Source organism: Methylomonas sp. Uni0009, assembly GCF_054188105.3.
This window is the reverse complement of record NZ_JBTAFN010000001.1, coordinates 3676272-3692022: the sequence shown is the minus strand read 5'-3', so window position 1 is coordinate 3692022 and position 15751 is coordinate 3676272. Positions and strand designations below refer to the sequence as shown.

Genomic DNA, 15751 nt, shown 5'->3' with positions numbered 1-15751 from the left:
TTGTTTGAAAAACGGCAACAGCCCCTAAAAAGTAACCACCACGTCGGCACCAAAAATAAACTGGCTGTCCTTGTTCCGTTCGTCGTAAGCATCGACGCCTTCCGACCAGTCGTAACGCGCTTCCGGCCGCAGCATCAACCATTTCGCCGGTTTCCAGTTCACGCCGAGCGTCGCCGCATAATAATTGGCCGGGCCGGTCGCCAGCACCGCACAACTGGGGCACATTTGACCCACTCGAACGCCGTCGTCATCCCTAAACCATTCGCCGCGCAGGCCCACGCCCACCGTATCGGTGACGTCGTATTTCAATTGCGAATGGATACCGTACCATTCGGCGTCGGCGAAATTGTTCAGCGGATGTTGTTGTTCGATGCCGTGGTCGTGCTGCAGCACGTAATGCCAGCACTCGGTAAAGTTATGTTGGAGAACCAGACTGTAAAACGTGCGGTTGTCGCGCTTATTGATACCGGTCTGGCGCTGAAATTCGCGCAAATTGTTGTTGCTGTTGACGTCGCCGGTAATCAGCGTCGCGGTAAACGAGGTTGCCGCATCGTCGCTGGTCCAGGTCGCACCGCCCAGAAAATTCCAGTTTTCCATGTTTTTATCGAACCCGTCCCAAGCGCCGTTGCCGTCCAGCACGCCGTTTAGTTTGGTGTGGCCGCCGGTCACCGCACCCAGTGTCACGCTCAGATTTTGATGGACCGGATAGGTGGTGGTCATGCCGAAATGGGTAAACGGCTCGCCGTATTGAAAGGTATAAGGATGGGTGTAGAAGAAATTATCCGGCGACAATCCGGTCTCGTAACCCATGATCGTGTAAAACCGGCCGATGCGCGTGGTCAGGCCCTTGCCTATCGGCGTAAAAATATCCAGGTACGCATTCGGGATCGCGAGTTTGTAAAAACGCTCGTCGGAACCGATCAAACGGTTATCCCAATGGCCGCCGCCGTAAGGGTTGATGGTATTGAAGCGGGCGTCGCTGCCGTACATCAAGGTCAGCTTGCCGCCGACGTCCCAATGGTCGCCAGCGGTATCCACATCACGAATCAATTCGCCGCCGAGTTGATGCAGATTGAATTCGTTGGCCCGATCTGCAAACACCACGGTACCGTTGTAGCCGTCGCCGGGGTCGTTGGCGTTATAAACGATACCGGCATCGGCCCAGCTGTGGACGCGCAAACCGGCGGCTTTCATCCAGGGCAAATCGTTGATCAACGATAAACCGTTCAATAAACCGGCGCGTTCCTCGGCCGGCAACGGCGACATCGCCAACAATAACGGTGCGGCATACAGCCATTCGCGGGTTCGGAAAGATGAGTGTGGCATGGTGTTCTCCTGTCGAAAAATGAATCGTCGAAGTTTTTCGGGCGCAAGCGCTCCCGCCAGCCGGAAAATCCGGCTTGAATGGTTGGGGTTAGGGAAATTTAAACGAGTAAAACCGTTGGTTTAGTCGGGGCGAGCAAGATAGGCGCGCCAGCCGCCGTAATCGGTAATGTCCAGCGCCTCGCGCACGGCGGCGGCTTCGCAAACAAAGCCCTGCACACTAGTGCCGTCTTGCAATTGCACGCTGCCGATACCCAAGGGTGGCGGGATTTCGGCGACGAATTCCCCGTAACGGCCAATCGGCAAAGCCCACACCTCAACTGCAATCGCCGCGCCGGTTTCGTCGCGCACCATGCCCGGCCGCTTGCCGTCCGGCAATGCGTAAAGCCGGTAGCTCTGCGCGGTGTGAGTCCGTTGCAGCAACACGCCGCCTCGGCCTGTCAAGAGACGGTTCAGCGGCAAGCCGGATAGATGCGCGCCGCACACCACGACCCGGACGAAACCGGACGAGTCTTCAGTGTCCGCATCGGGAAATTCGGCGCTTAAGGTGGTGGAGATGCCCAACTTATGCGGCACCGATTGCTCGCGCCGTTTCGCCAAGGCCAGCAAAGCCCGGTCGGCAAAGGCCGGCGCGCACAAGGTGATGCCGAACGGCAGGCCATTGCCGCGAAAACCGGCCGGCAGTGCAATGGCGCTGAGGTCGAGCAAATTCATGAAATTGGTGTAATAGCCCAAGCGGCTGTTCAATTCGAGCGGTTCGGCTTCAACGGCGGCAATCGGGTAGATGGTGCCGGTGGTCGGCGTCACCAATACATCGATCTGCCGCCAGAGCGCATCGCTTTGCCGCTTCAATTCCTGCAAGCGGTAAAACGCACGCCAGGCGTCGGCGGCCGACAAATTGGTGCCATTGGCAATGATGGCGCGCGTCACTGGAAATAAGGCTTCGGGCTGGTTTTGCAACAATTCGCCGGCCACCAAATAACGCTCGGCCAGCCACGGCCCGGCATAGAGCAAGCCGGCAGCGTCCAGCAAGGGCTGGATGTCCACTTCGACGGCGCTGCCGCCTTGTTCCACCAGTTGCTCAACGGCCGCGGCAAACAAGGCTTCCTCCGCATGGTCGCCAAAAAATTGCAGTTGCTCCGGTTTCGGCACACCGAAACGGAAACGGCCGGCAAAGCCCGGCGGCACCGGCAAAGCTTGATCCGGGCGGTTATAGGCGTCTTGCGCGTCGTAAACGTTGGCGACGCACATTACCCGTTCCGCGTCGGCAGCGGTCAACGCGAAGATCGATACGCAATCCAGGCTGCGGCAGGCCGGTACCACGCCGGACGTGCTTAATAAGCCCCGCGTCGGCTTGACGCCGACCAGGTTATTGAACGCGGCCGGCACCCGGCCGGAGCCGGCGGTGTCGGTACCCAACGCAAAGCTGGCCAGACCGGTCGCCACCGCGACCGCCGAACCCGAGCTGGAGCCGCCGGCGATGTAAGCCGGATCGAAGCTGTTGCGGCACACACCATAAGGCGAGCGGGTGCCAACCAAACCGGTCGCGAACTGGTCCAGATTGGTCTTGCCGACCGGAATCGCTCCGGCGGCGATCAATTGCCGCACCACGAAAGCCGATTGCTGCGGCTGGTAGGCGTAAGCCGGACAAGCTGCTGTGGTGGGTAGATCGGCCAAATCGATATTGTCCTTGATCGCAAAGGGGATGCCGTACAAGGGCAAGTCGTCCGGCGACTGGTCCGATAGCGCCGCGGCGTAAGCCTGCATCTGCGCCAGCGGCAAACGGCTGATCCAGACGCCGCGCGCCGGCGCGGATTCCAGGCGTTGCCAGAGCATGTCCACCAAGGTCGTCGGCGTCAGTGCGCCGTCCCGGTAAGCCTGGCTAAGGCTGGCGATGCTGAGTACTTCCGGCAATTCGCTCCAGGTCTTCATGCGTCCTCCCCGGCTTGCAGCACCAGCAAATCCTGGCCGGCACTGATTTGAGCGCCTTCATTGCAAAATACTTTCCAGACCGTGCCGTCTGCCGGTGCCGTTACCGGAAATTCCATTTTCATCGACTCGACCACCACCAAGGTATCGCCTTGCTTGACGCTAGCGCCGGCCTGGACCAAAACCTGCCAGACATTGCCGGCGATGTGGCTGGCTACGGCCCTGGCACCGGCCGGCAAATCCAGTTCGGTGTCGATAGCCGCCGCCGCGACGGCCTGGTCATCCGCGTAAACTTGCCCGGCTTGCGCCCAGCGTTCACGTTCGGCGTCGAAGGCCGCTTGCTGGCGCTGTTTGCAGGCGGCGATCTCATCGGCGTTTTGGCGCAGAAAGTCGTTGTATTGGCGCAGGCTGAAGGTTTCCTCGCGGATATCCAGTTTGGCCTTGCCGCTGATTACATCTTGCCGGTAGCGCAGCAATTCCTCGGCGGATACAGGATAGAAGCGAATCTGATCGAAAAAGCGCAGCAGCCAAGGCTTACCGTCGCGAAAATCGGCGGTTTGCCGGTAGCGGTTCCACATCGGCACGGTGCGGCCGACGAACTGGTAGCCGCCCGGACCTTCCATGCCGTAGACGCACATATAAGCGCCGCCGATACCGACCGCGTTCTCCGGGGTCCAGGTCCGGGCCGGATTGTATTTGGTCGTCACCAAGCGGTGGCGCGGATCGATGGGCGTCGCCACCGGCGCACCGAGGTAAACGTCGCCCAAGCCCATCACCAGATAACTGGCGTTGAACAGAATGTCCTTGACCTGCTCTATGCTGTCCAGGCCGTTGATGCGGCGGATGAACTCGATATTGCTTGGGCACCATGGCGCGTCCTTGCGCACCGACTGCATGTATTTTTCGATGGCTAGTTTCGTGGATGGGTCGTCCCAGGACAGCGGCAGATGGACGATACGGGTCGGTACTTCCATGTCCTCTATGGCCGGCAATTCGGCTTCGGCTTGCGCCAAGATCCGCATCAGTTCGTCCAGCGGCAGACGGCGGTCGTAATGCACTTGCAAGGAGCGGATGCCCGGCGTCAGATCGACGATGCCGGCGATGCTGCGTTGTTGCAGCCAGGTCATCAAGGCATGTACTCGAAAGCGCAGATTGATGTCCAGCATCAACGGCCCATATTCGACCAGCATATTGCGGTCGCCGGCTTGGCGATAGGTCACTGCAACCTGATCGGTATTGGCCGGCACCTGAGCAAGGATGCAGCTTTCCTCGACGCTTGCTGTTACCGGCAGTTCCGGTAACACGGCATGGGCCGGATCGGCTAAAGCTCGTTCGACTTGGGCATCCAGACTCGCGGCCTGTTCGCGGTTCAGGCGGATAAATCGCACAGTATTACCGGGCTTTAATTGGCCCAGTTTCCACAATTCCGCCGCGACCACGGTGGCCGAACAGACAAAGCCGCCCAGGCTGGGGCCGTCCGGGCCGAGGATGACCGGCATGTCGCCGGTGAAATCCACCGCGCCAATGGCATAGGCGTTGTCATGGATATTGGACGGATGCAGGCCGGCCTCGCCGCCGTCGCTGCGCGCCCAGCGCGGTTTCGGGCCGATCAGACGGATGCCGGTGCGGTTGGAGTTGTAATGCACCTCCCAGTCGGTCGCGAAAAATTCGTCTATGTCCTCGTCGGTAAAAAAGTCCGGCGCGCCGTGCGGGCCGTACAGCACGCCGATCTGCCAGTGCTCCGAATAAACCGGTAGCGCGGCCGAATTCGGCACAACTTCCTCGGTCATGGCAGCTTCCGTTACGACCGGCAACACGTCGCCGACCCGCAGCACCCGGCCGCCATGGCCGCCGAATTGGCCCAGCGTGAATGTGGCGCGGCTGCCCAGATATTCCGGCACGTCGAAGCCGCCTTGGATCGCCAGGTAAGCGCGGCAACCCTGGCCGGCGATAGTGCCCAGTTTCAACACGTCACCGGCGGATACTGTTATGGCTTGCCAGAATGCGACGGCCTGGCCGTTCAATTCGGCCGTCATCGTCGCGCCGGTCAACACGATGCGGGTAGCGAAATTGAAGCGCAGGCTGGGGCCGTTAATCGCCATTTCCAGCCCGGCCGCGTGTTCCGGGTTGCCCAAAATCCGGTTCGCCAAGCGAAAGGCCAGCATATCCATCGGCCCGGACGGCGGCACGCCGACGTCCCAATAACCCAGGCGGCCAGGATAATCCTGGATCATGCTTTGCGTGCCGGCTTCCAGCACGTCCAGGGTGCGCGGAAGGTAAGTCAGTCCGGCCAGATAAGCGGTAATCTGGCGACCGCTGCGGAACACCTCGTCGGCGACGATCTGCCGCAAATAGACCAGATTGGTTTCGATGCCGTATAGGCGAGTTTCGGCCAAGGCCACATCCATTTGCGCCAGCGCCTGTTCGCGGTCGCCGGCGTGAACGATGACTTTGGCCAGCAAAGGGTCGTAATAAGGCGTGACTTCCAGGCCGTTCTCCAGCCAGTGGTCGACCCGGACGCCGACCGGAAAACGGCACTCGCTCAACAGGCCGGCCGAGGGCTGGAAGTTCTTGTTCGGGTCTTCGGCGTACACCCTGACCTGCATAGCCCAACCCTGCGGCGCGTGCCGATACTGATCCAGGAACGTGCTGTCGCCGGCCGCCAGCCACAGCATCCACTCGACCAGATCGGTGCCGGTGACTTGTTCGGTCACGCCGTGTTCGACTTGCAGCCGAGTGTTGACCTCCAGGAAATAAAATTCGCCGCTGTCCTGGTCGTAAACGAATTCGACGGTGCCGACGGAACGGTAATTTACCGCCTCGGCCAGCGCCAGGGCATGCCGATAGAGCGCCTCCCGCGTTGCTTCGCTGAGGCCGGGTGCCGGGGTTTCCTCGATCACTTTCTGGTTGCGGCGTTGTACCGAACAATCGCGCTCGCCCAAATGGATCACCCGCCCGGCGCCGTCGCCGAAAATCTGCACCTCGATATGGCGGGCGCGTTCGATGAACTTCTCCAGATACAGGCCGCTGTCTTTAAAATTGGCCGCGCTCAAGCGCTGCACGACGGTAAAGGCCTCTTGCAGTTCCGTGTCGTTGCGGCACAAGCGCATGCCGATACCGCCGCCGCCGGCGGTGCTTTTCAGCATCAACGGGTAGCCGATTGCGGCTGCCGACGCTACGGCCTGATCGATGTCCGCCAGCAAGCCTGTGCCCGGTAGTAACGGCACGCCGCAGGTTTTGGCGATTTCGCGGGCAGTGTGCTTCAAACCAAAGCGCCGCAATTGTTCCGGCGTCGGGCCGATGAAAACAATGCCGGCCGCAGCGCATTGCTCGGCGAACTCGGCGTTTTCGCTCAGAAAACCGTAGCCGGGATGGATGGCCTGGGCACCCGTTGCCACCGCTGCTTCAAGAATTCGCTCACTGCGCAAATAGCTGTCGGCCGCCGCCGCTCCGCCGACACATACCGCTTCGTCGGCTTCCTGGACGTGGCGGGCATGGGCGTCGGCTTCGGAATACACCGCGACACTGGCTATACCCAATTCCTTTAAAGTCCGGATGATGCGGCAGGCGATTTCGCCGCGATTGGCGATCAATACCTTGTTAAACATGAATCCTCGTTTGGCGGGCCGTCCCGCCTTGACATACCGGCGCCGGGCCGTCCCGGCGCGGATTAAGGGTCAATCCCAGATCAGCAGGCGCACCGGCGTCGGGTTGTAGGCGTTACACGGGTTGTTCAACTGCGGACAATTGGAAATCAGCGCGATCACGTCCATCTCCGCCCGCATTTCCACATACTTGCCTGGCGCGGAAATGCCGTCGGCAAAGGTCAGCTGACCGTCGGCCGTGACCGGCACGTTCATAAAAAAATTGATGTTGCTGGCGATGTCGCGCTTGGCCAGACCGCAGTCGGCGTGACCGATGGCCAATAGAAAACTGTCGCGGCAGCTGTGCATGTGCTTTTTGTCCAGGGCATAGCGCACCGTATTGCTTTCGGCGGCACAGGCACCGCCCAAGGTGTCGTGGCGGCCGCAGGTGTCGGCGACGATGGTCAGCAGCACGTTACCCTCGCCGGACATCAATTTGGAGCCGGCGCTCAGGTACAGATTGCCCTGGTGGCGTATCGTGTCGCTGGCGCTATAGCGTTCTTCATGGTCGGCGGCACTGTAAAACAGCGTATCGACCGCCTGGTTGCCTTCCAAATCCAGGATGCGGAAGGTCTGGCCGTGCTTGATGGTATGCAGCCAGGGCTCGCCGGCCGGCAAGGTGTAATCGTAAATGGCGTTGCTCGGATCGAGCGTGCTCTCGACGATGGGCATGGTTTCGTCCTCGTTAGATCGGTGATTACAGAAAATAGCGTTCGGTATTGCTGAAGCCGCGGCCGTTTTCCGGGCGGAAATTGCGGCATTTGTCGTGTTGGTCCGGCAGAGCGCCGCGATAGGCCTCCAGCAACACCGGTTTGGGCTGATAGTGTGGATTGGGATCCAACGGATGCGGGCAACTGCTCAGCACCACCAGCGTGTTCATTTCGAAGCGCAATTCGACTTGGCTGCCTGGAGCGGAATGATCCACCTGAAATTGCAGATTGCCGTCCGCCTCGGCCGCTACCTTGCTGAAGAAATTGACGTTGGCGACCAAATCGCGCTTGCCCAGTCCCCATTTCTCCAGTTCGATCAACAAACTGTCGCGGCCGTTGCGGTACATCGCATTGCGGTGGCTTTGATAGCGGGCGTTACCGTATTTGGCCTGTACTTGCCCGGCATCGGACACGCCGCATACTGTGTCGTGCCAGCCCAGCGTGTCGCCGGTAATCGAACACAACACCCGGCCCATGTCCGAATAGCAGACAAAGCCTTCGCTCAGATGGAAGGTGTGCTGGGCCTTTAGGGTGTCGGCCATGTTGTAGCGTTCGCTGCGTTCGTCGTCATTGACGAACAAAGCCGACAAGTTGGCGCCGCCTTCGCTGTCGGTCAGGCGCAGCCGGTTGCCGCGCCGCATCCGAAACGAAGTGTGGGCGCCGCCCGGTAGGGTCTCGCTCCAAAGCAGGTCTGCAGGATTGATTGCCGCTAAAGTCATGTTGGTCTCCTAATAGGTTTATGGCGCCGGAACCTGACCCAGGCGCTCGAGCAGTTCATAGTCGGTCTGCATGCCGGACGTGTCGCGGATGCCGGCCAAAATTTGTTTTTTTAAGGCAATGAAGTCCGGGGTCTGTTTCATGTCCTGGTCGCGGTGATCCGGCAGCGGTACCGTGTGCACCGCGGCGATGCGTCCCGGCCGCGGCGCCATCAGCACCACCCGGTGCGCCAGATAAATCGCTTCTTCCACATCGTGGGTGACGAACAGCACCGTGGTTTTTTCCAGGATGGAAACGTGCAGGATCAGATCGTGCATGACCTCGCGGGTTTGGGCATCCAGCGCGCCGAACGGCTCGTCCATCAGCAGGATGCGCGGCCGCGCCATCAAGGCCCTGGCAATCGCCACCCGCTGCTGCATGCCGCCGGACAGTTGATTCGGATAGGCGTCGGCGACGTGACTCAGGCCCATCAAGCGGATCAGGGCGTCGGCCCTGCCTTCGGCGGACTCGACATCGCTCAGCGTCGATACGTCCCGATGCACTTTCAATTGCCGGCAGAACTTGATGTTGTCGGTCACGCTCAACCAGGGATACAGGCTGTAATGCTGGAACACCATAGCCCGGTCGATGCCGGGGCCGGCGATAGGCAAACCGTCGACGTTGACCGTGCCGCCGCTGGCCGGCTCTAAGCCGCCAACGATGCGCAGCAAGGTCGATTTGCCGCAGCCGGACGCGCCGACCAGCGTCACGAACTCGCCGGGTGCTATGTCGAGATCGGCGTCCTGCAAGGCGACAATGTCCGCGCCGTTGGCGGCAAAGCGTTTTTGCAATTGGCGGATTTGAATGATGGGATTCGTCATCGGCGCTATCTCCGGTACAGCCAAGGGAAGCTGCGGCGATGCGCCCAGCGGAAGCATTGGTCGGTCGCCAGCCCGAACAGTCCGATCAAAATGATGCCGGCGAAGATTTTGTCGGTTTGCAAAAAGCGTTGCGCCTTCAGCACGGCAAAGCCCAAACCGGAGTTGGCCGCCACCAGCTCGGCCACCACCAGATAGGTCCAGGCCCAGCCCATTGTCACCCGCAAGGTATCCAGAATGGCCGGTTTGGCCGACGGCATGATTACCCGCATCACGATTTCGTCGCGGTCGGCGCCCATGGTCTGCGCCGCTTCGATTTGCTCCATCGGCACCCGGCGCACGTCCTCGGCGATCATCAGCAGCATTTGAAAGAAGGTACCGATGAAGATAATCGCGATCTTGGCGCCCTCGTCGATGCCGACCCACAGCATCACCAACGGGATGAAGGCTGCCGCCGGCATATAGCGGATGAAGTCGGTCAAGGGTTCGAACAAGGCTTTGACCGGCGCATAGGTGCCGACCAGCACACCCAAGGGCAAGGCCAATACCGCGGACAATAAAAACCCGGCCACCACCCGGTAAACACTAATCGCCACGTCGCCCAGCAAATCGCCGTCGCGCAGCCATGCCCAGGCGCTATCCAACACCAAAGGCGGTGTCGGCAGAAACACCGGGTCTATCGCGCCGCCGGCCGAGGCCCACCACCAAGCCAGCAGTGCCGACAGCAAACCGCTGATGGCAATCAGCCAATGGGTGCGCCGTTCCAAACTGCCGCGTATCGCCCATAGCGGTCGGCGCGGATTTAAATTGCCAGTCATGGTTGCCACCCTTCGTTAGCGAGCGGCGAGCGCTTCGGCCACCAACGAGGCATCGACGCCGACCGCCAAATCCGGCACGCTGTCTATCAAACGGTTGTCTTTCAAAAAGGCGGCGATGGTCGGGCCGACCGCCGCCAACGACGCCGGTTCGCTGGCCGGTCCCAAAGCTTTCAGATTGTCTTCCAATGTAAAGAAGCGGGTGCCGGGCAGAAACACTTTGTAGGCATCCGGTTTCATGCCGACCACCTTGGCCATGATGGCGACGGCTTGATCCGGCTGCTCGCGAATAAACTGTTGAGTGTCCTGCCAGGCTTTGATCATGCCGACCAACTCGGCGCGGTGGGTTTCGATGGCTTTGACTCTAGCCACCAGTAAATCCGGGATCAGGCCGGGCATGTCTTTGGAGGTGAATAAGGCCGTACCTTTGCCGCTGGTCTGGATATTATTGACCCAGGGATTCCACACCACGGTCGCATCGACCCGGCCACTCAAGAATGCCGCCGCCGCGTCGCCGGCCGACAGGTTTACCGTTTTGATGTCGTCGAAACTCAGGCCGTTCTTGCTCAGCGCGGTGGCGAGCACGAAGTGGGAAATCGAATATTGTTCGAGGGCGACGGTTTTGCCTTTCAGGTCGGCGAAGCTTTTGATGGCGGGATTGACCATCAAGGCGTCGTTGCCGTCGGAATTGTCGTTGACCAGAATGGCTTTGACCGGTATGTTTTTGCTCAGCGGTGCCATGGTGTCGGACCAGGTCTGACAGTTGGCGTCCAACTGGCCGGCGGACAAGGCCGAGATGGAATCGGTGTAATTGGCAAACCAAACCAGTTTGACCTTGGCGCCGTACTTTTTGAAGTAGCCCTTGTGTTCGGCGACGTACCAGGCCACCCAGCCAGGCCAATCGCTGACCCCAACCTTTACCTCAGCGGCAGCCGGTTTAGACAAGCAAAACAATGCCGCAGCAAGGACAAGCGCAATTAATCGGGACAGGCAGTGGGAGGAAGTAGATGTCATGAGTAGCTCCAGTCGGGTTGAAAAGCTACACGTAGAGGCGGACCGGTTTATAAAACCGTCTGACCTCCCGGGCTTTTATCCCGCCGTGTAGCTCCCCGAAAGAAGCCGGCAACTCTCGGTCGCTGACGCTCGAAATCGAGCCGGAACCCTAGTCACCATTTTGTTAAGGCGCTTTTATGATCGCGCCTCACGTGTTGTAGTTCTATACAGCAAGCTGTATGCCATACATAAATTTATATATAAATCAATAATATATAAAACAGCACCGCCTGCAAAATCCAGCGTTTTGCGTTTTAGTGGTGCAAGCAAAAATAAAATCAGATCCAACTTGGTGCACAAAATTCTAATTAAGCTTGCTTATTGGCGTTTTGGCCGGTTTGCGAAAGGCCTTGTTTTAAACAACATCTTGCCCAGCAAAGATGTCGTATTTCCCTTTGCCGGATGACACAAAATCGCCGATTGCAAGCCTCTACAATGACCGGATGTTTTCAGAGGCGTAATAACGCGCGATGCCTTCCCGAACGTCGTTGCGTAATTCATCGTCGTCCCAAGGCTTTTTGTGGAATTTGTATATTTCGCCTTTGTTAACGGCCTCAGTGATAGTGTTTAAATCGGCATAGCCGGAAATAATCATTCGCACCGTTCGCGGGTGCATGATTTTAACGCGCGACAAAAACTCCGTACCGGTCATTTCCGGCATACGTTGATCGCAGATAATCACCATAACCGGATGATTGGCCAACAACTCCAGTGCTTCTTGGCCACTGCCGGCCGTCAAAATTTCATAATCGTCCCGCCACAAGCAGCGCTTCAGCGCCGACATGATATATGGTTCGTCGTCCACAATAAGAACCTGCGGTTTTTGTTCATCCGAAGGTAAACGCAGTAGGGTTCCGGCCTGCAACAACTGCCGAATCTCAGCGCCGGGCAACGGCCGACTGAAATAATAACCCTGTATCTGATCGCAGCGCAGCCTTCTCAGGTAACTGGTTTGCCCCTGGCTTTCCACTCCTTCTGCGATGACGGCTAGGCCCAAGCTGTGCGCCATGGCGATAGTGGCTTGCACAATCACCGCATCGTTCGAATCGGTGACCACATTGTCGATAAAGCTTTTGTCTATCTTGAGCTTGTCCACCGAGAATTGTTTGAGGTAGGAAAGCGACGAATAGCCGGTGCCGAAATCGTCAATCGACAGCTGAATGCTCAGGTCCTTCAGCTGTTTCAACAGCGTCAGGGTCTCGCTTACATTCGTCATCAACAAACTTTCGGTGAGTTCCAATTCAATATAACGGGCCGGCAAATCGGTGTCAGCAAATAACTGCTTTAGCAAATCGACCAAGCCACCCGCCTGCATTTGTATGGCAGAGACGTTCACAGCAACGGTAAAGCCTTCAGGGATTAGCCCGGCATCTCGCCATTCCTTGGCTTGCGATACGGCGCGTTTGAGAATCCAATCCCCCAAAGGCACGATCAAGCCGGATTCTTCCGCCAAAGGGATAAATTTATTCGGCGGCATGAAACCTTGCACGGGATGATTCCAGCGTACCAAGGCTTCCAAACCAATGATTTTTCCGCTGGCAAGATCGACTTGAGGCTGGTAATAAAGCTCAAATTGTTCCCGCTCGATAGCGTGGCGCATGTCGTTGGTTAGTGCGATTCTGGCCAGTAACCGCTCATTCATGTCTTGCTTGAAGAAACGAAAACTGGACACCTTGTCGGCTTTGGCATGATTTAAAGCAATCCCGGCGCGCTGCACCAACTCGCTGGCTGTTTTCGCATCTGAGGGATAAAAACTGATACCGATCTTGGCTTCCAGATGAATTTCATGCTGGGCTAGCACCACCGATTCCGTCACAGCCGCCCGCAGGGCTTCAGCAAATTGTTCGGCTGCCGATGGGCTATCGATGTCCGAACAGGCAATATTAAAATTGTCCTTGGCCATCCGGGTGACGAGGCCTTCGCTGCCGGCGGCCTTGACCAAGCGGTTGGCAATGATTTTCAGCGTTTGATCGCCGATTTCGTAACCGTAGGTGTCATCAATCGTATGGAAATTTTCAATATCCAAACGCAATACGGCAATATCGTGCTGCTGATGCTCGGCTTGCGCGATGGCTGACGACAGCAAGTCTTCGAAGAAAAATTGATTCGGCAAACCGGTAACCGGATCGTAACGCGATAATTGCACGATGCGCTCCTGCATTTGCTGAGTTTCAGTCATATCGTTAATGATGGCCACAAATAATGGGGGCTGGTCATCGATTAATTCCAGATGAACTTCAACCGGGTACTCGCTACCGTCTTTACGCCGGTGTATCGTTGAGAAATCGCAACGGCTCTTGCTACCCGCCCGCAAAGGCGCGCACAGCTGTTCAAAGGCCTCCTCATTTAGCTCAGGGTTAATATCCAACGGCGTCATCCGCTCAAGCTCTTGTGTTGAATAACCCAGATTGTCCCGCCCACCCTGGTTCACATCAATAAACCGCAGGGTCTGGCTATCGAAAATATGGATTTCATTGGTGGATCGCGCCAACACCTGGCTGAAACGGGCGGCCTTTTTCTCGACGCGCTGGCGTTGCACGATGCGCCACAGGGCGTTCGAGATGAGCTGAACGGTTTCCACATCCAGCTCGGTATAGTCGGTCGCTTTGTTCGCCACACCGGTTAGCATGACCACTTTGCCATTCTCGATCACCGGCACGGAAATCAGCCGACGCAATTCAGGCTGCGCATCGGAAAAACCAGCAGCAGGAAGCCGGGGAAAGGCTTCTGTATTGGCGGTTACCACCAACTCTTTAGGGAGATGGACCGGGATATTATTGAAAACCGCCGGTTGGCGGTTTTTGACGGACTCACCCAAGATACCGGCTTGGCTGAGAAGAATACGGCTGTCCGCGACGGTTTTCCCACTTGGTTCCTGTCGCGCTCGAGACTCTGCCACCGGTTCCATACAGTCTTCGTCAGGATTGATAAAGTATACAAAGGCCAGTTGGCTGGCGGTCAGCTCTTCCGCCAGAAGCATGCCGCGCCGGATGAATTCCGCCTCGTTCAAGTCTTCCGACGCCTTTGGCAGTTCCAACAAAGCTTGCGCACGCCGGGCCTGTAAAATCAGCTTTTGTTCGTTCTCTATGCGCTGAGTGACATCAACGCCCACACCATCCCAAACCACGCTGCCATCGGCTTGCCGTTTTGGGCTGGACCGAAATGCAATCCAGCACTGGCGGCCGCCGGGCGGATTGAATAACACGCTGCCTTTATAGACTTTTAATTCCCTGAGGCATTCGGCTTCCTCTTCCCGGTATTGCTGAAGCGACTCGGGCGCCATTTGCGCAAAGAACGGATTGATGTCTTCGATCAGTTGCGCGGGCTTCAGCCCGTGCAGTTTCTCCACTCCGGCGCTGATGTATTGCAGAGCCGTCCGCCCATCCTGCCAGATTCGGTAACGATACACATAGCCGTCCGGCAGATTGTCGCCCATCACCCGCAATTGATGTTCCCGCTCCCGCAAAGCCAGCTCGGCTTCGACGCGGGCGGTGATGTTATTCAGCAAACCGTCGAAGGACTCCACTTCGCCCTGCTCGTTGCGGCTTAGCCGGGTAAATTCATCAATCCATATCCAATGGCCGTCGCCGTGCAATAAGCGGTATTCCTGATGATATTCGTCCGGACCATGGGCAATGTGTTGAGCGACTTCGGCTTCGACCCGAAACCGGTCTTCGGGCGGAAGCAAATCCAGATACTTCACTTTGCCCAAGCGCAAATCCTCCGGACGATAACCCCAATCCGCGATATTGGCACTGACGTAACTCACCGGCCAATCCTCGGCGTTGCGCCAGGTTATCGCGACCACCGGAGACCGGCAGACGATAGAATCCAAGTGTTGTAACTCGGCGGTGTGCAGCTCAATCAACTGCTCGAAATGATGGTTCAAGCGGCTAAGTTCCAAATGCGTGCGTATCCGCGCCCGCACTTCGTCGATGTCAAAGGGCTTGGTGATGTAGTCGGCGGCACCAATCGAGAAGCCGCGCACTTTGTCCACCGTTTTGTCCACCACGCTGACGAATAACACCGGAATCCGGGTGCCTACGGCTGTGGCCTTGATACGCCGGCACACTTCATACCCGTCCATTTCCGGCATCAGGATGTCCAGCAGCACCACGTCGGGCGGATGGGAGCCCAACACTATTTCCACCGCCTTGCGGCCGTTGTTGGCTACCAGGATGCGGTATTCCTCCTTCAGCGCCTCGGCCAATTCGTGGATATTCTCCGGCATATCGTCAACTAGCAGCAGTGCCGGCCGCTCCGCTCTGATCAACATCTGTTCGTTCAAGGAAATTAGCGGCTTGCGGCGATATTGGCGCAATTCCAGTTGCGTCAGTATCCGCTGTTTCAGTAGATCGGGATTGATCGGTTTGGTGATGTAATCGGCGGCACCCAATTTAAGGCCGGCGGCCTCGTCGGCCGATTCCGACAGGGCCGTAACGAAGATGACCGGAATATCGGCCGTCATAGGATCGGTCTTCAGCCGCCGCAACACTTCGTAACCGTCCATGCCCGGCATTTTGATGTCGAGCAATACTAGGTCCGGACCTGGGGCGCGCACCGCCAGTTCCAGGGCTTTTTCGCCGTTGGTCGCGGCGAGAATGGCGTAGTCTTCGCGCAGAATGCTCAATAAAGCATGCAGATTTTCGTTGACGTCATCGACGATCAAAATACTCGGTTTGCTGTTATTCGTCTGGGACATG

Annotated in this window: 9 protein-coding genes and 1 riboswitch; all 9 genes read right to left on the bottom strand. The window is 58.0% G+C overall.

Going from position 1 to position 15751, the window contains the following annotated elements; translation table 11 throughout:
* Window positions 1–24 precede the first annotated feature (24 nt).
* On the bottom strand, window positions 25–1326 hold the full coding sequence (locus ACWAU0_RS17000) for a porin (protein ID WP_458137361.1): 1302 nt from the start codon (window positions 1324–1326) through the stop codon (window positions 25–27).
* 120 nt (window positions 1327–1446) lie between these two features.
* Window positions 1447–3255, bottom strand: a complete 1809-nt coding sequence (atzF, locus tag ACWAU0_RS16995) for an allophanate hydrolase (RefSeq protein WP_458137360.1) — start codon at window positions 3253–3255, stop codon at window positions 1447–1449.
* Window positions 3252–6860, bottom strand: coding sequence for an urea carboxylase (gene uca / locus ACWAU0_RS16990; RefSeq protein WP_458137359.1), 3609 nt, complete (start codon window positions 6858–6860; stop codon window positions 3252–3254). The genes atzF and uca overlap by 4 nt, the downstream gene beginning before the upstream one ends.
* 69 nt (window positions 6861–6929) lie before the next feature.
* The gene (locus ACWAU0_RS16985; protein ID WP_033156386.1) at window positions 6930–7568 is read right to left on the bottom strand and encodes an urea amidolyase associated protein UAAP2; all 639 of its coding nucleotides are present in this window, start codon (window positions 7566–7568) and stop codon (window positions 6930–6932) included.
* 25 nt (window positions 7569–7593) lie between these two features.
* Complete coding sequence (locus ACWAU0_RS16980) at window positions 7594–8325, bottom strand: urea amidolyase associated protein UAAP1 (RefSeq protein ID WP_458137358.1); 732 nt, start codon at window positions 8323–8325, stop codon at window positions 7594–7596.
* Window positions 8326–8343: 18 nt separating this feature from the next.
* Window positions 8344–9183, bottom strand: coding sequence for an ABC transporter ATP-binding protein (locus tag ACWAU0_RS16975; RefSeq protein ID WP_458137357.1), 840 nt, complete (start codon window positions 9181–9183; stop codon window positions 8344–8346).
* A 5-nt stretch (window positions 9184–9188) separates the two neighbouring features.
* The gene (locus tag ACWAU0_RS16970) at window positions 9189–9998 is read right to left on the bottom strand and encodes an ABC transporter permease (protein ID WP_033156389.1); all 810 of its coding nucleotides are present in this window, start codon (window positions 9996–9998) and stop codon (window positions 9189–9191) included.
* Window positions 9999–10013: 15 nt separating this feature from the next.
* Entirely contained in the window at window positions 10014–11009 is a 996-nt protein-coding gene (locus ACWAU0_RS16965; protein ID WP_458137356.1) for an ABC transporter substrate-binding protein, read from the bottom strand.
* Window positions 11010–11071: 62 nt separating this feature from the next.
* Window positions 11072–11172: riboswitch (guanidine-I (ykkC/yxkD leader) on the bottom strand.
* A 306-nt stretch (window positions 11173–11478) separates the two neighbouring features.
* Entirely contained in the window at window positions 11479–15750 is a 4272-nt protein-coding gene (locus ACWAU0_RS16960; protein WP_458137355.1) for a response regulator, read from the bottom strand.
* Window position 15751: the final 1 nt, after the last annotated feature.